The 22,761-nt window shown below is 69.7% G+C and carries 22 protein-coding genes; 12 read left to right on the top strand and 10 right to left on the bottom strand.

What is annotated here, in order from left to right:
- The first annotated feature begins 179 nt into the window (after positions 1-179).
- A complete protein-coding gene (locus OG737_RS34235; protein WP_331723488.1) occupies positions 180-1,172 on the top strand; it encodes a hypothetical protein in 993 nt (330 codons plus the stop codon).
- Between the two features lie 277 nt (positions 1,173-1,449).
- Here the strand turns inward: OG737_RS34235 and OG737_RS34230 are convergent, their stop codons facing one another.
- Both OG737_RS34230 and OG737_RS34225 read right to left on the bottom strand, forming a co-directional pair.
- Positions 1,450-1,695 carry a hypothetical protein gene (locus tag OG737_RS34230; RefSeq protein ID WP_405681549.1) on the bottom strand — a complete coding sequence of 82 codons (246 nt, stop codon included), beginning with the start codon at positions 1,693-1,695 and terminating at the stop codon, positions 1,450-1,452.
- Between the two features lie 675 nt (positions 1,696-2,370).
- Complete coding sequence (locus tag OG737_RS34225; protein WP_331723486.1) at positions 2,371-3,207, bottom strand: hypothetical protein; 837 nt, start codon at positions 3,205-3,207, stop codon at positions 2,371-2,373.
- A gap of 2,082 nt (positions 3,208-5,289) precedes the next feature.
- On the opposite strand from OG737_RS34225, the gene OG737_RS34220 reads away from it, so the two are divergent.
- The gene (locus tag OG737_RS34220; RefSeq protein WP_328930598.1) at positions 5,290-6,132 is read left to right on the top strand and encodes a hypothetical protein; all 843 of its coding nucleotides are present in this window, start codon (positions 5,290-5,292) and stop codon (positions 6,130-6,132) included.
- 94 nt (positions 6,133-6,226) lie between these two features.
- On the top strand, positions 6,227-6,439 hold the full coding sequence (locus tag OG737_RS34215) for a hypothetical protein (protein ID WP_328930597.1): 213 nt from the start codon (positions 6,227-6,229) through the stop codon (positions 6,437-6,439).
- A gap of 532 nt (positions 6,440-6,971) precedes the next feature.
- Here the strand turns inward: OG737_RS34215 and OG737_RS34210 are convergent.
- Positions 6,972-7,130, bottom strand: coding sequence for a hypothetical protein (locus OG737_RS34210; protein ID WP_331723484.1), 159 nt, complete (start codon positions 7,128-7,130; stop codon positions 6,972-6,974).
- Positions 7,131-7,496: 366 nt separating this feature from the next.
- On the opposite strand from OG737_RS34210, the gene OG737_RS34205 reads away from it, so the two are divergent.
- The 5 genes from OG737_RS34205 (at position 7,497) to OG737_RS34185 (ending at position 11,339) form a co-directional block, all read left to right on the top strand.
- Complete coding sequence (locus OG737_RS34205) at positions 7,497-7,691, top strand: hypothetical protein (protein ID WP_328930594.1); 195 nt, start codon at positions 7,497-7,499, stop codon at positions 7,689-7,691.
- 91 nt (positions 7,692-7,782) lie between these two features.
- Positions 7,783-8,652, top strand: a complete 870-nt coding sequence (locus tag OG737_RS34200; RefSeq protein WP_331723483.1) for a JmjC domain-containing protein — start codon at positions 7,783-7,785, stop codon at positions 8,650-8,652.
- Positions 8,653-8,670: 18 nt separating this feature from the next.
- On the top strand, positions 8,671-9,534 hold the full coding sequence (locus OG737_RS34195) for a JmjC domain-containing protein (RefSeq protein WP_328930592.1): 864 nt from the start codon (positions 8,671-8,673) through the stop codon (positions 9,532-9,534).
- A 180-nt stretch (positions 9,535-9,714) separates the two neighbouring features.
- Entirely contained in the window at positions 9,715-10,770 is a 1,056-nt protein-coding gene (locus OG737_RS34190) for a helix-turn-helix transcriptional regulator (RefSeq protein ID WP_328930591.1), read from the top strand.
- 62 nt (positions 10,771-10,832) lie between these two features.
- Positions 10,833-11,339 carry a hypothetical protein gene (locus OG737_RS34185; RefSeq protein ID WP_328930590.1) on the top strand — a complete coding sequence of 169 codons (507 nt, stop codon included), beginning with the start codon at positions 10,833-10,835 and terminating at the stop codon, positions 11,337-11,339.
- A 15-nt stretch (positions 11,340-11,354) separates the two neighbouring features.
- Here OG737_RS34185 and OG737_RS34180 read toward each other — a convergent pair whose 3' ends face one another.
- A complete protein-coding gene (locus tag OG737_RS34180; protein WP_328930589.1) occupies positions 11,355-11,558 on the bottom strand; it encodes a hypothetical protein in 204 nt (67 codons plus the stop codon).
- A 211-nt stretch (positions 11,559-11,769) separates the two neighbouring features.
- Positions 11,770-11,997 (bottom strand): helix-turn-helix transcriptional regulator, encoded by a 228-nt coding sequence (locus tag OG737_RS34175; protein WP_328930588.1) that lies wholly within the window; start codon positions 11,995-11,997, stop codon positions 11,770-11,772.
- Between the two features lie 641 nt (positions 11,998-12,638).
- On the opposite strand from OG737_RS34175, the gene OG737_RS34170 reads away from it, so the two are divergent.
- Positions 12,639-12,947 carry a transposase gene (locus OG737_RS34170; protein ID WP_405680828.1) on the top strand — a complete coding sequence of 103 codons (309 nt, stop codon included), beginning with the start codon at positions 12,639-12,641 and terminating at the stop codon, positions 12,945-12,947.
- Positions 12,944-13,864, top strand: coding sequence for an IS3 family transposase (locus tag OG737_RS34165; protein WP_331723479.1), 921 nt, complete (start codon positions 12,944-12,946; stop codon positions 13,862-13,864). The genes OG737_RS34170 and OG737_RS34165 overlap by 4 nt, the downstream gene beginning before the upstream one ends.
- A gap of 332 nt (positions 13,865-14,196) precedes the next feature.
- Here the strand turns inward: OG737_RS34165 and OG737_RS34160 are convergent, their stop codons facing one another.
- On the bottom strand, positions 14,197-14,427 hold the full coding sequence (locus OG737_RS34160; protein ID WP_328930586.1) for a hypothetical protein: 231 nt from the start codon (positions 14,425-14,427) through the stop codon (positions 14,197-14,199).
- A 199-nt stretch (positions 14,428-14,626) separates the two neighbouring features.
- Here OG737_RS34160 and OG737_RS34155 point away from each other — a divergent pair, with 199 nt between their 5' ends.
- Positions 14,627-15,703 carry a hypothetical protein gene (locus tag OG737_RS34155; RefSeq protein ID WP_328930585.1) on the top strand — a complete coding sequence of 359 codons (1,077 nt, stop codon included), beginning with the start codon at positions 14,627-14,629 and terminating at the stop codon, positions 15,701-15,703.
- Between the two features lie 615 nt (positions 15,704-16,318).
- Here the strand turns inward: OG737_RS34155 and OG737_RS34150 are convergent.
- Together OG737_RS34150 and OG737_RS34145 are read right to left on the bottom strand one after the other, a co-directional pair.
- Positions 16,319-17,116, bottom strand: a complete 798-nt coding sequence (locus OG737_RS34150) for a hypothetical protein (protein WP_328930584.1) — start codon at positions 17,114-17,116, stop codon at positions 16,319-16,321.
- Positions 17,117-17,396: 280 nt separating this feature from the next.
- Positions 17,397-17,633: a hypothetical protein gene (locus tag OG737_RS34145; RefSeq protein ID WP_328930583.1), complete on the bottom strand. Its 237-nt coding sequence runs from the start codon at positions 17,631-17,633 to the stop codon at positions 17,397-17,399.
- A gap of 293 nt (positions 17,634-17,926) precedes the next feature.
- Between OG737_RS34145 and OG737_RS34140 the strand changes: the two genes are divergently transcribed.
- Positions 17,927-19,150, top strand: a complete 1,224-nt coding sequence (locus tag OG737_RS34140) for a helix-turn-helix domain-containing protein (RefSeq protein ID WP_328930582.1) — start codon at positions 17,927-17,929, stop codon at positions 19,148-19,150.
- A gap of 397 nt (positions 19,151-19,547) precedes the next feature.
- On the opposite strand, the gene OG737_RS34135 is transcribed toward OG737_RS34140, so the two are convergent.
- Complete coding sequence (locus OG737_RS34135; protein WP_331723477.1) at positions 19,548-20,984, bottom strand: phospholipase A2; 1,437 nt, start codon at positions 20,982-20,984, stop codon at positions 19,548-19,550.
- Between the two features lie 76 nt (positions 20,985-21,060).
- Positions 21,061-22,590, bottom strand: coding sequence for a hypothetical protein (locus tag OG737_RS34130; RefSeq protein WP_405681547.1), 1,530 nt, complete (start codon positions 22,588-22,590; stop codon positions 21,061-21,063).
- Between the last annotated feature and the right edge of the window lie 171 nt (positions 22,591-22,761).

Below are 22,761 nucleotides of genomic sequence, written 5' to 3'. Positions count from 1 at the left end.
ATTCACCGTCACTCTCATTGCAATTCATGACCTCTATGACCAGCAAGTTCATAATCCGCACCACTTTCTCAATTGACGAATATCTGAAGGCAATTTAGCTTTCAGTCATTCGCGAACGAGCGATGCGAACTGGGCCGGCCCGGACGAGGGCCGCTCGTCGCCGTGATTCGGAGCCCCCCATGACGTCCTTCCTCACCCCGCCCCGCACCTGGCACCGGCCGCTCGTGGTCTGCTCCGCCCTCATGCTCGGCCTGGTGCTCGTCTCCGGCGTGGGGCTCGTGGTGGACAGCCGGACGCTGCTGGACGAGTCGGTGTGGGTGAAGCCGCTCAAGTTCGGCTTCGCCTTCGCCCTCTACGCCGGCACGCTCGCGTGGCTGCTGACCGAGCTCACCAAGGGCAGGCGGCTGGGACGGTGGCTGGGCACCGTGTTCGCGGTGGCCGCGACCGTCGAGGTGGGCGCCATCACCGCTCAGGCGGCACGCGGCACCTTCAGTCACTTCAACGCCGACCAGGCCGACCCCGTCACCCTGGCCCTGGTCCCCCTCCTCACCTTCGGCGTGATGGTCATCGTCATCGCGCAGCTGATCCTGGCGGTCGTCGTGCTGATCCAGCGCACCGGCGGGGCGGCACTGAACCGGGCCATCCGCGCCGGGCTCGCGCTGGCCACCTTCGGCATGGTCGTGCCGGTCTACTGGATGGTCACCGAGATCCACTCCCGTACGTTGACCGACGCCAACGGCCACCCCGTGCAGATGTACCAGGGCCACGGCATCGGCGACCCCGACGGCCACGGCATGCCCCTCACCAACTGGAGCGTGACCGGCGGCGACTTCCGGGTACCCCACTTCTTCGCCCTGCACGGCATCCAGGTGCTCCTCCTCATCGCTGCGGTACTGGCCGCCCTGGCCACCGAGCACGTCTGGCTGCGCGACGAGAAGGTGCGTGCCCGCCTGGTCGGCAGCGCCGCACTCGGCTACACCGGGCTGGTCGCGGTGGTGACCTGGCAGGCCTGGCGCGGCCAGTCCCTGATCCACCCGGACAAGGCCACCCTCCTCGCCCTCGCCGCGGTCCTGCTGCTCACGGCGGCGACCACCGCAGGAGCGGTCGTCACCGCCAGGCGCGCCGCCGCCGCTCCGGCCAGGACCCCCGAGCTCTCCCGGACGGCGCGCTGAAAACCCTCACCGAACCACCGCCCCGACCACAGGCCCCGTCCCGTGGATCCCCGGCACCCGCTACGGCCTGGGCATCTTCTCCCAGGCACTGCCGTGCGGCGTCACGGTCTGGGGCAACGCGGGCGCGACCTACGGCTCATGGACGTAGGCAGTGGGGACCCGCGACGGCAAGCACCTGCTCACCAGCCAGGTCAACGGCGACTGGAGCGGCCTCGGCGTCTTCGACGACCTGCTCAGCACCGAGTTCGGCCTTTGACGGCAACTCCCCTCCCGTTGTTCACCGTTGAAACTGCAGAGCATCGGCCCCCGCGGCGATGACCTCGGCGAGCCGGTTGGCGAAGGACGCGTTGCATCCTCCGAGCCGGACGAAACCGTGGCCGGCCACCGGACCGTCGTTGCACAGGGAGGGAAGGGTCATGCCGGCGAGCGCGAGCGCCGCCTGAAGGTTGGTGACAGCGTCTTCGCCTGCCTGGTAGGCGGCGTCCTGGCGCCGCTTGTACTGGACTCGCTCGGCGTGGGTCATTTCGTACACCATGCTTTAGACCATTCGTGTAGGCGTGGGAGGTGCGGCGCCGGAGCGCGTCGTGGATGCGTTCGGTTCGGTCCGTCGGGAAGCGGCCGTCATGGGCGCCGCAGCGGTGATCAACTTCGCCCGGCGCGTTGCGCCGGCCGGGCATGGGCATGCCGAACGTGGTGCGTCACCCGGATTGCCGGAGCAACCGCATGGCGACGCGGCGAAGTACGGTCTGAGCTGCGGCCCAGTGCGCGGGGCTAGGTCTGGGGGGCGCGACGGCACATGGGCGTAGACCGTCGGGTTGAGTCTGCGCACGGCCCGTGACTATCGGTTTCGATCTTCGTTTCAAAGGTGCAGGCGAGCACCCTTTTGACGTGTGGGAAGGACCGGGTTGTCCAGGAAGTTAGCGGCTGTCACCGACCTCGCTCTTCGCGGTCGCCGCCCACGGGACGCTCGGCCCTCCTGCCCCGTGGTCCCGCAGTGCCGTACCCGCCCGGGCGTCCGCTCAGGAAACCCGCGGGTGCGGGAAGCTCCTTGCCCCAGCGGCGGACACCGCGTCTCGTCGGTACCAGGACTGCCGGCCGGTCGGATTCCACTGATGGTACGGACTTGAGCGCCCGGCCCTCCCGCGGGAGCTCACCGGCTCTCGCCGAGCGGACAACTGAAGAATGCCGTGTACGACCGTCATGCGCCGTACCCGAAGCTGCGGCCGTTCGACGGCGGGCGGACAACGCCTTTGTCCGCCACGGAGTAGCCGGGACGGACACCGTCCGCCGTGCGCCGGGCCGCGGCCGTCTGTCCGGATCCGAGCGGGGAGGGCTGCGGGTTCCGGTGTCGTGGAGCGGCTTGGCGGGGCGGCCGCGTGAGTGTGATCTGGCGGACCAGCTGCTGGAAGCAGGCCAGCGCCGCGACGGCGGGAAGCGCGGACGACGTCCCGGCCGCGAGCGTTCTGGGCGCCTGGGCTACGCACAGAAGCGTGGCCAGGGTGGAGAACAGCAGCACGATCGACCAGGAATGCAGCGCGCGGCGCTGGTGCAGCGCGGATCTGAGGATGGACAGGGAAGCGACCATCCACGGGCCGTAGATCAGCAGGGGCCACCAGCTCACCACTTCGCGGGCCGTGTGGACTCCGGCGCTGTGGCGCAGGGCGTCGCAGATGGCCAGCCCGCTGAGGACGCTCACCAGGGCGGCGATGACGGCGACCAGCACGGCGGTGAACAGACTGCCCGTCTGCAGGAGGGTCGTCACCGGCGACTTCGACCCGTTCCGGCGATGCCCGCTGGAGTTCTGCTTGCGCGGCCGCTCGGCAGGGGTGTGCTTCAGCCCTGCGACGAGGCCGATGGCGCTGACACTCTCGCCGGGGTCGTCGTAGCCGCCGCGGGTGAACGGCTCCGGCTGCCCGGGTGCGGGGTTCTCCTGGAGGAGACTTGCGAGTTCCTCCGCCGGATCCCACGGTTGATGCGCGTCACCGTGCCCGCCGAGCGTGTCCCCGGGCACGTGGTCCGGCCGGAGCCAGAACATGGTGGTGTCCGGCTGGGGGCCGTGGATGTCTGGGTATCCGTACGGCTCATACACGGCAGCTGCCGCCCAAGTGCTCGTCGACAGGTGTCGTCGTGGACCGTGCGGTGCTCCCCGACCTCCGGTCGAACTCGACCTGGATCATGCTCATCGTATGGAGGAAGTCCTCAAACACCGAGGAAGAGTAACTCAGATCGATTTCCAGGCTCTCGTGTTCCAGCGTTGCGTTCCTGATCTCGCTACAGCTGGCTGAGCGCGGAGTGAAAGTCCACTTTCCGATCCGAGTAGCCCCGGTGTGAAAACCGCCTCCCCGCCCGTCTTCTTCTGGAGTCCTGCGGAAGAAGGAGGGGGGCTTTGCTGTCGTCATATTCCATAAACGCTGTCGATGTTGGTCAGGGTATGCGCCATCCGGGTGATGGTGGCGGATGGATAAGTGTTGACCCTGTCCCTTGTGGGTTCTGCGCGACCAAATCTTCATCCCTGATACCCCGTACGGCCCTGCGCACACTTCGCCGCGATGGCTCTGCCGCGCGCCCCGCGCGCCCCGTCTGACGGCGTCCCCGTGCGCGGCGGGATACGTCTGCGCATGTCGCCACACCACCCCGCATGAGCACGCCGATCGCCGGCCTGGTCCCGGTCCCGTCGGCGGATCATCAGCTAAAAGACTGAGATGCCAAGACCGGTGGATTGCTGCGCATGGCTGCAATCGGAAAGAAGGGCGCAACTCTGCATATGCCTCTGCGTTATGCCGGAGGATCGCCGGGGGTTCGGTCGTGCGCGCCCCCTCGAACATCCGCCTTCGAAAGGACCAGCTGTGGGAGACCTCCTCCTGTGGATCGTGCTGATTTCCGCCGCATTGGGCACAGGTTGCACCGCTTTGACGTCGTCAGGGACCGGTCGCCTGTGGCACGTGGACGCCCTCGAACTGAGGCGCCAGCAACGCTTCAAGCACGTCCTGTCCTGCCATGTCGACTCCATCAGGCTGTCTCGCCAGCAAGCCGCGGCACGGGTGGAGAAACCCGCCGACGTCGCGGCCTGCCCGGGTGCGGAGCCACTCGGGGTCGTCCAGGAGCCGTGTTGGCCACCCTTCACGCGAGACCTCTACCCCTTCACACCGCCGGCCGACTCCACTCCCTGAACGACCGTGCAGCTCTGACGCCGCGTCCCCGGGCTCCGCGGCAAGGCCTGTGATGCAGGCGCCCCGAGTGCAGCCGGAATATCACGCAATTCCACATACGATTAGATCGCCCGTCGAGTCGGAATTCATGATCAATTGCGGCCGACCGGAAGCGCGGCCAATGTCGCCGATTCCTTAAAAACCCCGGCAATCCATGCATTGCTGGTCGGTAAAAACCCCGGCAATCCGTACATTGCCGGATCTCGCCGCCATAGCGGACCGTGCTGAATCGGCGGCAGTCTGTCTAATTCCCGTTCGACGCACCTCCGTGCTAGGCGTAGGAGGAAATGATGAGAAGTGTCCAAAACAAAAAAATTATCATCCGCCTGTTTGTTTGAGGCCCTCGGAAGGGATGCGTGAGCATGGCCCCCTGCGGTGAACTACCCGATCGCGGCCCGAGGCCGGCTGCCAGGCGGCGTGTCTGGCTGGCAGCGGCACGCGCGGTGAGCACCGCGCGGGCAGCACTGATACGGATGACGCGCCGCGTCGCTGAAGCGGGCCTGGCCGACGCGGTCGCCCCGCCCCGGACGAAATTAGATGCGATACAGGTACTCCAGGACGAATACAGGGCAGGCTTCCCCTTGCCCGTGCCACATCAAGCGAGCGCCGCGAGCGACCTTCACGAATGTCAGTGGTGCATTTCCCTCGGACACCCCGACACCCTGGGCCGGTCCACCCCGCCGCACACTGACGGTGACGACACCTGAACGGCTGCGATGCGCACGCCGGCGCCAGCGATGACGCCCGGTCAGGCCTGCCGGCTCGTGGCCTGTCCCTCGGAGTCTATTCACGCCCCAGGTTGAAGCACCTTTCGACACGCTCGGCAGGTCGGCGACAGGACCGTGCGGGGGGAGGAAAGGTACGTTTCGCTGTCCGTCGGGCACTGCACACGGGGCTAGGCTCGGGCCGTGGGACAGCCTGAGCAGCGCGCCGAAGGCGCAGGACCGTTCACCAGCCGGCTCACCTGGCACCGCCCCGAAGGGGAAACGGTGGTGTGGGAGTCGCGGCTCGCGCGCAGGCGCGGGGCGCTGTCCGTCCGGGGTCCGGGAGACACGCTCACCACGTCCCCGACTGCCGACGCCGAGGCCCTCGGCCGCCTTCGAAGGCTCAACGCCCTCGCGTCGGGCGCGTTCGTCATCGGCGGAGCACTCTTCGCACTCGGCGCCGCCGTAGCCCAGTTCGGCTCGGGCGACGCGTTCGAGAGTGCCTCGATCTACTTCGCGGGCGGCCTGTTCTTCAACACCGGCGGCTACACCTCGCTCTTGCAGGTGCTGAACGCGCCTCGCCACTCCCCAGGGGGCGGTCCACTGGTCACGGCCGCCTGGAAGTGGTGGGGTTACGAGCCGATGCACCTGGACTGGCTGAGCGCGTTCGCGCTGTTCGCGGGGACGCTCGTGTTCGGCGTCAATCTCCTCGACTCCTTCCTGCAGGGGCTCACCGTCCAGCAGACCAACCGGCTGATCTGGACTCCCGACGTGGTCGGATGCGTACTGTTCCTCGTTTCGGGGCATCTCGCGTTCGCCGAGATCTGCCACCGTTCCCGGCCCTGCGTCCGCTCGCGCAGCCTCGGCTGGTGGGTCGTCGCGGTGAACCAGCTCGGGTCGGTGCTCTTCATGATCTCGGCACTGGCCGCGTTCACCCGGCCCAGCACCGGAAGCCTGGTCAACACCGACATCGCCAACTGGGGGACGCTGACCGGCGCGCTGTGCTTCTCGCTCGGCGGCGTACTCCAGGCCTTCGAACGACCTTGAGAAGTGGCCGCAGCGGCTGCTTAATTGCTTCGTTGTGCGGTGATCGTTTGATTAGGCTCGCCCCCTGGTTTCTTGTGGCGAGGGCGGGGGCGGCGTGATCGAGCTAGGTGTGTTCTTCGGTGTGCTGGGGCTGGCGGCGCTGTGGATGGTGTGGACTCTGCTGCGCCGGGGGAAACGGCGTCCGGAGACCGCGGAGGGTCTGCTGATCGAGCAGGCTCGCGCAAAGCAGGCCGCCAGCGACCGGACGTCCTACAGTTCGACGGCCGTGCACAACTCGTTGACGTACGGGACAGCACACAAGCCGTAACCCGAGAGCCGCCGGCGCGGACACCAAAGACATCCACGGCGGCCCCCGTCAAGACTGAGTCTGCCCCGACGGCCAGGTGGTGCTTGCGCTGGAAGTCCTGGACGGCGGCCTTGGTGAGGTGCTGGCTGGGCCTGGCCGTGTCGGCGTGTGCCGAGCCGTTGCTGTTGCCGTTGCCGCCGAGCGAGGCGAAGGCGACGATCGTGGCCGGCTGGGCTGAGGCCTACCGGTAGTGCGGAGGAGACTCCGGCCCGCGCTTCCCGGAGCTGCAGCCGGACCCGGCACCAGTGTTCCTCGTCGAACCCGAACCCGAACCCGAACCCGAACCTGAGCCCGAGTCCGAGCCCGGGTCCAACGCGGCGACGGATCCGGTCTCCGGACCCGTCCCGGACCCCGGGCTCGATGCGATGCCAGCAGCGCGACCACAGGATGCCCCGCCGCCGCGCGGCACCAGCCCGCTCCCCCTGCGGACCCGGCGCCAGCCTGCCCGACCGGTTCCGTTCGCAGGTCGCGAGGCCTGAGCCAGGACCTTGGCCTATCTCCTACACCCCGTCATGAGCCGCGTCGAGCTGCCCGGCCCGAGGACCCGCCGGCCCTGCGGCTGCACCACCGCCTGGTCCTCGCCGCCGACGTCCACCAGGCCGTCGCCCCCTGCCTGTTCGGCGGGCAGGAGACGCTGCGCTGTGCTGTCCAAGGGGGCGGGCCGGCGACGTCGCCGGCCCGAGGCCGATAGGCCGGCGTGCGGTGCTCATGACGAAGTCTGCCCTTCGGACCACGGCAGCCGATTCGCGTCCTCACCAGACGAACAACCTCTGGTGCGGCGGGGGCGCGCGGATGTCCCGGGAGCAGGCCGCCGCGGTGGCCGGAGTTGGGCTGCTGCCGCCTGGGCCTGATTGCCGCTGGCGGGTGGGGCGTTCGGGGTGCGGAGCGGGGTCACGGGGACACGGGACACGGGGGTGCGGGAGCGGGAAAATGTCACTGTCGGTGAGGGTGCGAGCCGGACAGGATTGAGATCAGTCAAGGGGAAACGCCCCGGGACACGAACTCACTGGAGATTGACATGGACTTCTCGCAGAACACCGACGCTCCCGCCAAGACCGGTCTGAGCCTCTCCCGCAAGGCCGCGCTGGGTGTGGCGGCCGCCGCGGTCGTCAGCGGGGCGCTCTTCGCGCCGAGCGCCTTCGCCGCCGACGCCGCGCCGACCGGCGGCTCCGTCGTGGCCGGGTGCGCGGAGTGCTACCCCGACGTCATCTGATCCCGCCGACCGACTGACCGTCTGCTGCTGGGGCCCGCCCACCGCATGGGCGGCGGGCCCCGCAGCCGGGCCGGAACAAGGAGAGTGAGCCGTGGACTGGCTCGAACGCTGTGTGACCGACGCGGACCGCTTCCTGCACACGCAGTGGCGCCGAGGGCCCGCTCTGCTGCGGCCGGCCGATCCGCCGACCGAGGTTCTCGGGCTCGCGGATCTGGACAAGCTGCTGGACTCGGGCACCCTGAGGGTGCCGTACGCCGGCCTGTTCACCATGGCGGGCGCGGTGCCCGAGGCGGCCTACTGTCCGCCCAGGGTGGTGGCCGGCCGGTACCTGGAGGGGTGGCTCGACGCGGAGCGCGTGCGCGCCCTGATCCGGGACGAGCAGGCCACCTTGCAGCTGCGCTACGTCAACCACTGGTATCCGCCGGTGCGCGAGCTCACCGCGGGACTGGCACGGGAGCTCGACCGGCTCGTCGAGGCATTCCTCTTCTATTCGCAACCCGGGCGCTTCGGTGCGGTGCACCGCGACGACGGCGACATCCTGGTGCTCCAGCTGAGCGGTGCCAAGCACTGGAAGGTCTACGGGGGGCCGACGGACGGGCACTGGCAGCCCGTGCGGGAGGACGACCCGGGTGAGGTGCTGCTGGACACCGTCGTACGGCCCGGCGAGGTGTTGTACGTGCCCAACGGGTACGCCCATACCGCCCAGGCCACGGCGGACGGCCCCTCGCTGCACCTGACGATCGTGCTGCGCGAGGCCGGGGCCGACCACCTGCGGGCGGAGCTGAGCTCCTTCCTCGCCGAAGGCCTCGCCCTGCCCGCCCGTCCCCTCGGCGACGACGACCTGACGGCGACGGCCGCCGCCCTGCTGGCCCACGTACACGACCGGCTCGACGCCGCCGATGCCCCTTCCCTCGTGCACAGCGCCCGCCTGCACGCCTACAGCAGCCGCCCCACGGCCTGAGCGAGAGTGAGACCGACGATGGACTGGCTGACCCGATGCGTGGGCGACGAGCAGGAGTTCTTCGCCGCGCACTGGCGCCGCGCACCCGCTGTGCTGCGTCCCGAATACCCCCCGGTGGACGTGATCGGCGCCGCCGAGCCGGATGCTCTTCTCGATGCGGGGCTGCTCAAAGTTCCGTACATCGGGCTGGTCCACGCGGACAGCCACGTGCCCGTCGAGCGGTTCTGCACCCCGCGGGTGGTGCTCGGTGAGCTCGTCGAGGACTACGCGGACGGGGACCTCGTACGGCGCCTGGTCGAGGAGGAGCGGGCCACCGTACTCCTGCGGTACGTCGACCAGTGGCACCAGGGCGTGCGGGAGCTGACCGCGGGGCTGGGCGAGCAACTCGGCCGGCAGGTGGAGGCGTTCCTCTTCCGCACCCCGGCCGGCACCCAGGGCCGCCCCCTGCACCGCGACGACGCCGACGTCCTCGCGATCCAGATCAGCGGCGAGAAGCGCTGGCACATCCACGCCGGCCCGCGCGACGGCAACTGGGAGCCGGCCCGGGAGGACGGCGACCCGGGTGACGTGCTCCTGGAGACCGTGCTGCGGCCGGGCGAGGTGCTGTACGTACCGCGGGGGTTCGCGCACCGCGCCGACGCCGTGGGGGACGCGCCGTCCGTGCATCTGTCGCTGACCGTGCGCGAGGCGGGCACCGCGAACCTGTACGCCCTGTTGCAGGCGATCCTCGCCGACGGGGCGCACATCCCGGGGCGGCCGCTGGACGACCGGGAGCTGACCGAGGCCGCCGCGACGCTGATCGAGCACCAGCGCCGTGCGGTGGACGCCCTGACTCCCCGGACGCTGGTCGCCCTCGCCCGTGACGCCATGCGCGCTGCGTGACGTCTCCTCGTACTCCTCCTCCTATCCCTACGGACGGATGCGGACAGCCCCCGATGCCCTGTGCTCGGGGGCTGTCCGTCTGCCGTCCGGTGATCTCTTCTGCCTATCCTGGCCCGGGCATCCAATGCGCCGGCGGCCGGCACGACCTGTCGGGCCGGCGGCGACGGGCAAGGGGTGGCAGTGCAGGGGGAATCGGGACTGTTCGAAGCGGCCCAGGGGCTGGGGGAGACCGACCTGGCCGTGTACGGCTGGGTGCTGGAGCAGCGGACGGGCGAGCCGGAGGCCGTTGCCGAGGGCGTGGGGATCACCGCCGAGGAGGCCGGGGCGAGCCTGGAGCGGCTGCGGCGGGCCCGGCTGCTGCACGCGCAGACCGGTCCCGGCGGGTCGCAGGCGGTGTTCGCGGTGGCACCCGAGACGGCGCTGGCGCAGCTCGCCGCGCCCGTGGAGGCACGGATACGGGAGCAGCAGGCCGGGCTCGCCGGGATGCGCGAGGACCTCGGCCCGTTCGTCGCCCGCTACCACCAGCGGCGCACGCGCGGTGAGGGGTTGGAGCTCCTGGAGAACGTGCAGGACGTCCGTAACACCCTCAACCAGGCCTCGGACCGCTGCCGCATGGAGGTCCTGACCAGCCAGCCCGGGGGCGGGGCGCGGGTCCCGGAGGCGATGCAGGAGGCGCTGGTGCGGGACCGGGCGATGCTGGCACGCGGGATCCGGCTGCGTACGCTCTACCACCACACGGCCCGCTTCAACGGGCCCAGCCAGGCGTACGTGGCCGCCGCGTCGGCGCTGGGCGGCCAGTACCGCACCGCGCACGAGCTGTTCGGCCGGCTCATCGTGTTCGACCGCGAGGTGGCGTTCATCCCGGTCAGGGACGACAGCTGGGGTGCCGTCGTCATACGGGAGCCGTCCACGGTCGCCTACCTCTGCGAGATCTTCGAGCAGACCTGGGACCGGGCCACACCCTTCGCCGACGCCGCCGACCAGGGGCTCGAAGAGGTCTCCCGGGAGATCCACGAGACGATCGTCCGGCTGCTCGCGGCCGGGCTCAAGGACGAGGCCATCGCCCGGCGGCTCGGGATGTCGCTGCGCACGGCACGCCGTCACATCGCCGACATCATGGAGGAGCTGGGCGCCGCCAGCCGCTTCCAGGCGGGTGCCCACGCGGCTGCTCAGGGGCTGCTGGCGGCAGGCGGCGGTTTCGAGGGGCAGCCGCCGTCCGGAGCGGACGCGGGCTGAGCACCGCCGTCGCGTCGCGTGTTCTCGGGAGCGGACTTTCGCGGCTGGTCGGAGGGCGCCAGGTGCCCGATGCTGGTCGTACCGCCCGGGCAGGACGTCTGACGGGCGGCGTCTCGAACGAGGAGCGGGGGCGGGGCATGGACGGCGGCGGGACCATCGCGCCCTGGGCGGCGGCAGAGCGCGCGGCCCATCTCACGGAGCTGGTGCTGTTCCTGTCGGTCCATCTGGACCGGGCGCCGGGTGTGCTGTGGCCCGAGTACGAGCATCCGGCCCTGGGCGCCCCGGAGTGGTCGCAGGTGCTCGACGGGCTGGCCCTCGAACTCGGCCCGGGTACGGACCTGGTGGCCCGGAGCGGCGGGACGGGCGGTCCCGCCGCGCACCGAGTGGTCCATCAGATCGAGGGGGCGGGGACGTGGCGCCTGTCCGGTGACCGGGGCGGCGTGGGCGCGGACGGCTTCCAGTGCCGGCTGCGCTCGGGGGAGGTGCTGTACATCCCGGCCCGTTGGTCCTGGTCGGTGGAGCTGACGCCCGGGGGACGGTACGTGCTCACCGACCTGGCGCCGGCCTAGCGTCCCCAGCGGGGATCAGCCGCCCCAGGAGGTGTCGCACGGCTCCATCCGGCCATCGCCGCCCGCCTGGAACTCCGTTTCGGAGAGGGACGTGCCGGTCGACTGGAGCACGATGTGGCCGCAGTCGACGTCGTCGGCGTACGCGGGGGAAGCGGGCTGGAAGGCCAGCAGGGCGGCGGCGGCGACGGCGGTGAGGAGCAGGGCGAGGCGCTTCGGCATGGTTTCCCCAGGGACGTGGCGGGGCCCGCCCGCTGAGCGGGCCCGGTGCGGTGTGTGGTGCGGCTGCGGTGCGTGGACAACACTGGCGCGGACCGGTGGCGTACGTACGGGAGCGGGCCCTTCACCAACGTGCGTGACCGCAAAGTGAAGGGTGCTCAGATTCCCGCAAATGCCAGCAGAGTCGGGCAAAATCAAGCGCGCCTGGTGGGGCTCAGGAGACGTAACCGCGCTGGAGGGCGAAAACCACGAGCTGGGTGCGGTTGGCCGTGCCGGTCTTGTCGCGCAGCCGGCGCAGGTGCGTGTCGACGGTGTGCGGGCTGATGCCCAGCATCCGGCCGATGCCGCAGTACGTCTCGCCGCCCACGAGCAGCGCCACGACCTGGCGCTCGCGGGGGGTCAGGCTGGGCTCGCAGACGGCGGCCTTCAGGGTGTCCGGCATGGCTGGCTCCTCCTCGTCGACGGGTCCGCAGGCGAGCCGTCGGGCCCGTCCGGGACACCTCTCACCCTGGGACAGGCCGGGGGTGCGCGGCGACGGGGGAACACCTCAGCAACCTGCGTGGCAGCAAAGCGAGGAGTCGGCAAAGCCGACAAAACGGACAAGGGGTGAACGGCTGCCCAGCATGCAGACGATCCGCGGGCGACTGCTCGGTCGATTCCATCTCGGAGGACGTCCTTTCAACGGGCCTCTGCGCGCAGCCGGCCCCGCCCGTCTGGCCCCAGCACTCCACTCACCAGGCCCTGCGCACCTCGGGCCCGTTCTGCGGGACGCGGCTGCCGGCGCAGACCCTGGCCCGGCCGCTGCGCGCCGGAGCCGCGCAAGGCAGGCGGCGGTCTGGTCCGGCCTCGTGGAGCGTGACGATGAGCGGGACGCGGCCCAGGCTGAGAAGGAGTCCTTCTTTGACATCGCGATGATGCGAGCATTCGCAGGTGTGGTGGTGGTGTCATTCGGCGTGCTCAGTTACCTGATCGGCCAGAGCCGGGTCGTCTTCCTTCAAGGCGGTAGCGCAGGGTTGAGGTTCCCCCGAGATGCGGGGATGGGTGACAGAGGGTCAGATGGGTCTCATGAGAGGAGCCCAGACGATGCCTGCCCCGAGGAAGTACCCGCTGGAGTTGCGTGAGCGTGCGGTCCGGATGTACCGCACGGCCGAGCCGAAGCCCGTGATCCGCCGCATGGCCGAGGAACTCGGCGTGCACCACGAGGCCCTGCGCAACTGGATCCGCCAGGCCGAGGCCGACGCCGGCGAGCGAGGCGACATGCTCACCACCGCCGAGCGTGAGGAGCTGGCCGCCTTGCGCAGGGAGAATGCCCAGCTCAAGCGGGCGAACGAGGTCCTGCGGACGGCCTCGGCTTTTTTCGCGGCCCAGCTCGACCCGACCCGGCCCAGGTGACCGCGCTCGTCGACGAGCACCCGCACCTGGGGGTCGAGCCCGTACTCCGGGAACTGAACATCCCCTCCTCCACCTACTACCGCTGGCGCCAGGCCGAGACCGAGCCGTGCGAACGGCACCGCCGAGACGCCGAGCTGACCAGCAGGATCCGTCAGGTCCACGACGAGTCCGGCGGGGTCTATGGCTCACCCCGTGTGCACGCCGTCCTCAAGCGCGAGGGTGTCCATGTCGGCCGCAAACGCATCGAACGGCTCATGCGCCAGGCCGGCCTCGCCGGAATCAGCCCACGCCGGGGCAAGAGCTTCACCCGACGTGACCCAGACGCGGATCCGGCCCCTGACCTGGTGCAACGCGACTTCACCGCGAACCGGCCGAACCGGCTGTGGGTCACCGACCTGACCATGATCCCCACCGGGGAGGGCCCACTGTGGCTCTCCGCGATCCGCGACGCGTTCTCCCGCCGCGTAGTGGCCTGGGAAGCCTCCGCCCGCGCCGACGCCGACCTGGTCCTCACCTCGCTGGAATACGCCCTGGCCAGCCGCGAAGTCACCCCCGGCCAGCTCATTCACCACGCCGATCACGGCTGTCAATACACGTCCGTGAAGCTCACAACACGCCTGGTCAGGGCCGGGATCCAGGCGTCCATGGGCTCGGTCGGCGACTCGTACGACAACGCCCTCGCCGAGAACCTGTGGATGGTGATCAAGACCGAGTGCATCCGCGGACGGGCCTTCGCCACCAGAGCCGAAGCGAACCTCGCGCTCTTTGAGTACATCGACGGCTTCTACAACCCCCGCCGCATCCAGAAACAGCTCGGCTATCTCAGCCCCATCGAGTACGAGGAAAAGCACTACGCCAACCAGGCAACGACCGAACAAGTGAACCTGAAACCACGTCAACCCGCCCTGACCAGCTAGTCAGCCACTCCCGCACTGCGGGGGAACCTCAGGTTTGGTGACGTGTTCGCGGGAACTCTCATCGGCCTTCTGCCCGTGTACGGGGGGCTCAGGATTGCACGCGTACCGAAGTTGCCCGCCCGCATTCTGGCGGTCGCCATCTACCTGGCCTGGGTGGCTCTGGTGGTCTTCGACCTCTCCCCGTGGCCAGTGCACGACTTCACAAAGCGCTAGACGTAAACGGCATCATGACCGCCCGGGAGCCTCCAGCCTCCACGCCGGGCAGAGCCTGGGGAAGGAACGGACGGGCGGTCTGCGGGAGAGCCGGATGAGCTGTTCGATCCTTCACGGGTTCAGTGGCGCATGCGCCAGGTGCCGTAGAGGCCGGCGACGGCGCTGATGACGCCTGCGAAGCCGGCTTCCCCGACGGCGAGGTAGACGCCTGCGCAGGTGCCGAGGAGGGCGATCAGCACGAAGGTGTCGTGGGTTCCGTTCCGGGGCGCTGCCGGGGGTGCGGGCGGCTCCGGCTGGGTGGGGGGCCGTACGGGGTCGGGTGTCTGGGGTGTCGCGTCGTTGTGGGTCATGTCTCCAGGAGAGCGGTCACCGGGGCGGGTTCCTAGTGATCCGTACGGGCCCGCATGGACCCGGACACCGCTGGTCACAGCCCTGGGGAACGGGCCTGATCTCGAACGCCGTCAGGCGTTCAGCATCGTTCGACAGATTCCGTGTACGTACGGCGTCGGGGCCCTCTAGCGTTGCTTTCCGGACAAGGGGGGTGATCCGGTGACAGAAGAAGATCCCGGGATCGAACCGCACGACGCCACCGCCATCACCGCGTTCGAGAACGCGCTGCGGGAGTTCACGCATGAGCTGAACCGGCTGCACATCACCAATGGCGCTCCGTCCTACGCGACGATTGCCGCTGCCGCGGTGAGGCCGAGGCTGACCAAGGCCGGTCTCAACGAGATGCTGGCCGGCACGCGCTTCACCTCGCGGGAGGCACTGCTCGAGTTCGTCCGGGTCGTCACCACTCCCGGGGACCTGGATCCGGCCGCTGCGGCCGGGTTCCGGGTCGATCCCGAACTCGCGGATGCCTGGCGCGGCCGCTGGCAGGACGTGAAGCTGCTCCAGCGCCAGGCCCAGCCTGCAAGTAGACGGGTCCGCGCTACCGTGCGGCAGACCCTCGACGATGCCACCCTGGAAGCCGAAGCCGTCCGCAAGGACGCCCACGCGGAGGCGGACCGCATCCGCACGACCGCGGAAGCCGACGCCGCCCAAGTACGCGCCCAGGCCCGGCACGACGCCGACGAGCTCATAGAGCGCGCCCGCCGCACGGCCGCCCAAGCACACGGGTCGCCACCGCGAGAAGGCGACGGCCCGCACACTCGGGCTGGCGCCGCCGGCTCCGCTGGCTCCGGCGTGCTGTTGTGGCGCCAGGGGAAAGCCCTCGTCCTGCGCCCCGCGTTACGTCCGTTGGCCGCGGCGACCGCGGTGGCCGGTCTGGCCCTGGCCGCGGTCCTGGCGGGGGACTCCCTCACCGGGACCCCTGGCACCTGTCAGCCCAACCAGGCCCAAGCCGCCGACCAGCTCATGCCCCGAGCTGGTCTCGAAGGCCGGGGACAGGTGCAGCAGGCGGCGTTCGCCTACGAGCCGGCGGCCATCATCTGGCCTTCCGGCACGCCCCCCTCTGGCTTCTTTCAGAACGTGCCGTCCTCCAGCGCTTCAACGAACCCCTCTCCCACACCGAGCAGCTCACCCACACCGAGCCCTACCCCCACGCCCAGCACCTCACCGACGCCAACCACATCACCGGCCCAGACCAAACCCGACCCCTGCGCCCTGCGGGCTCGCGGCCATTAGCGCGCCCGGTACGACCAGACGTACGACTACCCCCCCCGGATGGATGAGCGGCACAGGGACCGGGCAGATCGCCACCCGTCCGCGTTCCGGCCGTGCAGGAAGCGCTGATCACGGCACGGCGGAGGGGAGCCACCCAAATTTGGGTGGCTCCCCTCCGCCGCGTTCGGAGCTTCACTCACAGCTTCCGCAGGGCCCCCTCACCCGGACTCGCTCACTTCTCGCGGGCATCCGGGGTCCAGACGGCTGGCCCGCCGCCGCGCCACTCGGTCAGGCGTGCGTCATCGAGGCGGACGTCGCCCGGGTCCAGGCCAGCCCGTCGCAGGAACTCCAGGAGATCGCCGGGTCCGATGGCTCGGCCGCGGATCTCGCCGTCGCAGCGGACCCGGCGCCCGTTTTCGGCGTCCGGCGGACCTCATGCAGGAAGCGCTGGTGGTCACGTATTCGAATGATCGTCTGAGGCGGCTCGTTGTGCACTGGGGGGTGCAGGAGCGCGTGTCGCGCCATGTGTTGCATGCCGGCGGTAGCGAACCGCGCGGAAGACCCGGGCTCCCGCAGCCAATGTGATCGCGGCGGCCAGGCTTCCGAGAAACTCGGGCACCGCGGCGGTGAGCAGGCTCATCGGAGGCCCCACTCGGTCTTGTATGCCGCTGAGGCTGCAGTCCGTTCGGCCTGTAGCTTCCCTAGCCGCTTGAGTTTGCGTCGTACTCGTTCGCCGAGAGCCATTGAATCGGCTTCGGCAACGGCCGCGGCCGCGGCTGCCTCCGTCCAGGTGGCTACTTCCGGTCGCGCCCAGGCCAAGGCGACCTTCCGTTCCTCCGGTGAGAGAGCGTTGAGGACGGCACGCAATCGGGCGTCGTCTGGCTCGGCTCCAAGCGCCAACTCTTGGGTGGATGGACTCCCGATGATCAGGTCGTACAGCGTGATCCCGTCTCCGAGGGGAGTATCCAAGAGCAGCACTCGCGAGCCTCCGGTCCTCCGTCGCCAGAGCGGTGTCAGTTGTCGGTGAAGCACCAGCGCCTCAGTGCGCAGGTCGGCGACTGCTGACGTGTAGGGGAGGCCATCAGGAGTATCGAGCGCGAGTGCCCAGTCCCCCAGGAGGGCCGTCGATACAGCCTCCCGCCACTGGCCGCCCTGCCGCAGGACCAGCACCCGGGCGGTGAAGCGGTCTATGGCGTTACTGTCTCCTGTCACCGCTGCCTCCCGTGCCCAGACGGCCTCCATCACGTCAGGCGCCGGGCCGTCATATTTCGGCGAAGGGCCTGCGAACTCGGCAGGAAGACTGGCGACGCTCAGTTTGTAGAGCCGCCCATCGGCACAGATCTTGTACCTGTGAGGAGCTGACGAGGTGGTTTCAAGCCCATCGGCTGGGCCTATGGGCGAAGCGTGAGGCTTTGGTAGCTGTTCGGAGGCCATGCAGGGCTCCCTTCACTGACGGCATCAGCATCACCCTTCGGTCCCGGGAGGACAGCCCAACGGCAATAGATCTTGAACCGCACTCGTATTGGCACGCGGTGCTTGCCTCACCATCACCCTGCTCTGGCCAACTAGGCCGCTCAACGACCCATTCGCCTGTAGCTGAGCAGCCCCGGTAGGTCCTGTGGCGTTCTGTCGGCGCCGGAGACGGGCAGCGGCGCTCGGGATCCTCCCTGAAACGGAGGTCGCCGAGCGCCGACGCGTGGGCGGTCAGAGGCGGTCAATCCTTCTGGCCTTCCCCGGCGGGGGTGGGCGAGGTCTCGGGCGATTCCCGTTGTGTGCGGGTGGGGCGGTGGTGGTAGGCGGCGTAGAGGCCGGCGAGAGCGGAGGCGTACCCGGCAAGGGCTTCGGGGGAGACGTGACCGACGAGGACGAGGATGACGCCGGTGGCCAGGATCGCCAGGAATACGGCGAGATCGACGGGAAAGCTGCGACGCGGGGCAGGACGGCTCGGCATGATGGTTCTCCTCAGTACATAGAAGGTCGCGGAACGTCACCCCCTGCCGGGCTGCCATCGAGGCTGCACTCCTCGGGGTGTGGTTAGAGAGTTGCGTCCCGCAAGCGGGTGCGCCAAGGGAAACGATCTTCTTTCCGTAGCTGTCAACTGGGGGAACAGACATGACGGGTGTTGCCGAGGAGGGAACTGGCGACGGAGGAACCCCCGGCGGCGGACCGCCCCGGCCGGCGCGTCGGCCGCTGAAGAAGCTGAATCCGAAAGTCTTCGAGAATCGTCCGCACAAGCTGGCGCTCGTGCAGCACCTCCGGTCCCTGATCGCGGCCGCGGACCTGGCGAGTAAGAACGTCGCCCCAGGTGCGGAGACGAGCACTTCGACCCTGTCGAGGAACCTCTCAGGAGACCGGCTTCCCCAGCGCTCCACCGTCGAGGCGATCATCCAGCTCTGCGGGGTGACCGACGAGGTGAGGGCCCAGTTGCTGCGCATGCACACCGCCGCCCTGGGGGAGGCGCACCCGGCTTTCGCCGACCGCCTGGTGATGGCCGACGCGTACGAGGAGACCGTCCTCCTGCACGACCGTGTGCAGGCCCGTCTGGAAACCGTGACCGGAGAGCACCGCCGACAGCAGGCGGACTACGACGACCTCCTGGCCCGCCACGAGACCACCAGCCAGGCCCTCACCGCCGCCGAGGACGAACTCTGTACCCGGCAACAGCACCATCAGCAGGAGACCGCCCGCCTGCGCACCCTGCTCCAGGAGGAACAGGACGCCCGCCGACGCGACCGCACCGACTTCGACGACCAGTTCCACCAGGCCCGAGTCGAGGGCGAGGAGCAGTTGCGGGGCCGGGAAGAGGAGGAAGCCCGCCTGCGCCAGGACCTGCTCGCGCAGGAGAACAAGATCCAGGCCGTCCGCAGCCTGCTGGAGGACTCGGCCGCAGAGGCGAGCGCCCTACGACAGGAACGCGACCAGCTGCGCGTGGAGTCGGCCCGGCTGCGCGAGGACCTGGTGGGCCTGCAGGTGGAACTGGCGGCGGCCGAAGCCGAACAGGAGAAGCAGGGCCGGCACGATGAGGACACGATGTTCGCCCCGGCGCTGCAGGCGGTCGGGCAGGTCCTCGACCGGCATCCCGCCGCGCGGGAGGACGGCGAAGCCGCAGGCAAGTCGCGTGTTGCCGGGGCGGCAACGCAGGCCACCGCCGGTGCCGGTAACCCGGTGCCGCCCCCCGCTGCGGCCGGTCCCGCGACGCCTCCGGAGTCCACGGAGGCCGGCTTCGCCGGGCTGGCGCGGGTGGCCGTGGGCACCGTCGTGGTCAGTTTGGTGCTCTTCGTCATCGGGCAGTTCCAGCAAGCCCCCGGCTCCTCCGACCTGACGACCGCCGGATGGTGGTTCACCGGCAGCGGTTTCTTCCTGTTCGTGACCTCTCTCATTCCCCTGGTCGTGCGCGAAATGAGGAACAATCCCGTCGTCCCGGGGGAGACGGACGATCAGACGTACGGCTACCCCCCGATGGGGTGAGCGGGTCAGAACCCGGGATCGTCAGCCGTCCGGGGCTCCATCTCCTTACGTCCCGGCGGGCAGATGGTGCGGCCCTTGGGCGCACTTCGGCGTTGCTCTCAGTGCTGTGTCGGAACGGCAGCGCGCTGGTGCGCGGCACGACGGAGCTGTTGCACGCGGCGGATGCGGGGCACGGGGGCTCCGCCCGACCCGGGACTGCGTCTGCCCGGCCAGCTGGGTGCTGGCCGGGCAGGTGGGTAGTGCTCGGTCCTTGGAGGTCCCGATTAAGTCGTCTTCCAAGACCACGTCGATGTGGTTGTGGCCGTCGTCGTTGTTCTGGAAGGCCTTGCGGCTGTATTCACCGCGGGTCGTTCAGATCCTTGACGAAGGCAGGCCTCTCCGCGCGTGACGGGTCGGGTCATCGCATCCACGGGGGCCCGGCGAATCCCTCGGCGAGTTCCTTGAACCACCCCTTCGGGTTGAAGCTGTCGGGGATGGCCGAGACATCTGCCACAACTGTGTAGTACGTCCAGGCAGTGCCCTCGCACGACTGCTTCACAACGGGGGCCCTGTCCTTGCAGGTGTCGCGCATGTCCTCCCGCAGAATGGTGTCGATGTGCCTCTGGCCGTCGGGGTTGTTGCTGAAGGCCTTCTCCCCGTACATGTCGCGGTAGTTGCGGGACAGGAAGTCGTGCCGGGCGCACGCGTCCCGGAAGTCGAACTCCTTGAAGGGAATGTCGCGGGAGAGGTTGCAATAGTTCGTGGACCACCGGAATCCGTAGGGGTCGGGTACGCCACGAAGGTGTTCGTCGCGGGCGGTCGTCCAGGCCTTGCGGCTTTCGTCGCCGAGCTGGTTCCAGCTCTTGTAGAGGGCGGTCTTCGCCTCGGCGGACGGGGCGGGGCCTGCGGCCGGCGCTCCGAGGGTGGCCCACTCCTCCGTCGCACCGTTGCCGTCGTACTTCTGGACGGAGCGGTGGTCGGGGGCGAGGCGGTAGAGGTGGTCTCCGCTGGTCGCGAAGGCAGCCGCGGGACCGCTGATGCGGTTCCACAGGTTGGGGCGGCCGTTGTACTTGAAGAGGTCGCCAGTGCCGAGGCTGGTGGCGTAGAGGGTGTTGCTGGCGAAGATGTTTCCGGCGGGCCCGCCGACCTTGTTCCACTTCTTCTTACCCGTGTCGTACTCGACCACCGAGGTGCGGTCGGGGGTCAGCCCGTAGAGGTTGTTGTCGGTGACGGCGAACGTGGCGCCGGGGCCGCCGACGGCGCTCCACTGACCGTTGTACTTGTAGAGGTTGCCGGTGTCCGGGTTGGTCGCGTACAGGGTGCTGTCCGGGCCGGTGTAGAGGTTCTTGGCTCGGCCGCCGACCTTGTTCCACGTCTCGCCCCGGCCGGTGTACTCCCGGACCTCGGAGCCGTCGGGGCTGATGCCGTAGAGGTGCTTGCTGGTGGCGGCGAAGGTGGCGCCGGGGCCGCCGATGCGGTTCCACTGGCCAGGATTGCCGCCGTACTTGCTGATGTCGCCGCGGCCCGGTTCGATCGCGTACACGCTGCCACCGCCTGCATAGAGCTTCTGCGCGGCGCCCTTCACCTTCTGCCAGTTGTCCTGGTGCTTGGACCATTCGTAGACGCCCTGGTGGTCGGCGGCCAGAGCGAAGACCGAGTCCCCGGCGGCGACGATCTGCTCCAGTGCGACCGGGCCGGAGGCTTGTGCGACCTGCCTTTTGGCGGGGGCGGCGTTCGCGGCGACGCCGAGGGCCACGACTCCGACGGCCAGCAGGCACAGCATGCGGAACGCTCCGTGGAACCTGCGCCACAGGGTGCCGGCCCGCCGGGGGGCCTGCCATGTGTGCGTGGGCATGATGGGGTTCATTGCGATCCCTTTCTGGGATGTTCGACGCAAAGTGGTGTGAGGGAGTCCAGCGGCGCGATGCCGGTCAGGGTGCGACCGGGCTGCCGATGCGGATCCACACCCCGGGGCGGCCGGTGTACTCCCAGACCCCGCTGTGGTCGGGGCTGGCGCCGTAGAGCCGGTCGCGGGTGGCGGCGAAGTCCGCGCCGGGCCCGCCGATCGCGGTCCAGGTCTTCCGGGACCGGTCGTACTGGTGGATCGCGGCCGCGCCCGCGCCGTCGGTGGCGTAGAGGGTGCTGCCCTTGGTGTAGATGTGGCCGGTGGCACCGCGGACCTTCGTCCACGTGCCTGCCTTGCCCGTGTACTCGTACAGGCCCTGGTGGTCGGGGCTGATGCCGTAGAGGCGGTCGCCGGCGACGGCGAACTCCGCTCCGGGGCCGCCGATGACGGTCCAGGTCTTCTTCGTGCCGTCGTACTGGTGGATGCTGCCGCCGCGGGGGCCGGTGGCGTAGAGGGTGCCGCCGGCGGCGTAGATGCGGTCGGCGGGGCCGCCGATCCGGATCCACCTACCGGCCTTGCCGGTGTACTCGTAGACGGCGGAGCGGTCGGGGCTGATGCCGTACAGGCGCCCGTTCGTGGCGGCGAACTCCGCGCCGGGGCCGCCGATGCGGGTCCACGTCTTGCGGGCGCGGTCGTACTGGTGGATGTCGCCGTTGCCGAGGTCGGTGGCGTAGAGGGTGCTGCCGCTGGTGTAGATACGGCCCGTGGTACCGCGGACCCTCGTCCACGTACCGGCCTTGCCGGTGTACTCGTAGACGGCGGAGTGGTTGGGGGAGACGGCGTACAGCTGGTCGTCGGTGGCGGCGAAGCTCGTTCCCGTCTCGCTGGCTGCGGCGGCCGGGGCCTTGGCGGCGGGCGCCGGCGCGGTCGCGTCCGGCGCGGTCGGCTTCCCCGTGGGGCCCGGCGGTACAGGAACGGCGGGCGACGCCGTGCCCGACGGCGCGGTCGCTGCCGGGGCGGGCGCCGGGGTGGTGACGAGCTTCTTGTACCGCAGCGGGACGTACACGGTGCGGGGGTGGCCGGCGATGCGGCTGTCGTGGATGTTGGCGCTCTCCTTGAGTGCGGGCCGCCCGCCACGGCTCTCGCTGTAGTAGACGAAGTCGCCCTTGGCCTTGTCGGTCCAGCCGCCGAAGAGCAGGGCGTGGGCGGCCGGGTAGTCGAGGGCGTCACCCGCCTCCAGCTCGGAGAAGCCGGCGAGCTTGTCTGCGACGTCGGGCAGCGACTGGGTCGTGAGGCTGTCCTTCAGCTGCCAGGCCATGGAGACGAACCCCGAGCAGTCCTGCCGGTAGCGGCCGCCGGTCGCGTCGTCCTTCCACCAGTGCGACTGGCTGTAGGGAACGGTCTTCTCCACCCAGTGCCTGGCGCGGGCGATGACCTGGTCACGGGTGACCGGCCCGCCCGGGGCCGCACCCTGGCCGGTGGTCCCCGTCGAGACGGGGGACTCGTAGCTGGGCCTGCTGTCGGCCTGGGCGGGTACGACGGCCAGGCCGACGGCGATGGCCAGCCCCGTCACTGCCGCGAGGCGCTTGGGCCTGCGGATGAACCCTCGGTACACGGTGGTCCCTTCGCTGTGGTGATCCCGCTGTCCTGGTTGGCGGAAGCGGTGGAACACCACGCTGGAACCTGATCTGATTATCCGTTGGGGCGTTGAGGGATCAGCGCAGGTCAGCGGGGTGAGGGACACCGGACAACCGCGAACTTGCGCGAACTTGACCGAACACGCCGG

Origin of the sequence: Streptomyces sp. NBC_00122 (assembly GCF_045160845.1) — a bacterium.
Taxonomy (GTDB): domain Bacteria; phylum Actinomycetota; class Actinomycetes; order Streptomycetales; family Streptomycetaceae; genus Streptomyces.
Note: the sequence above shows the minus strand (reverse complement) of the source record. Positions and strands in the feature narration are given on the sequence as shown.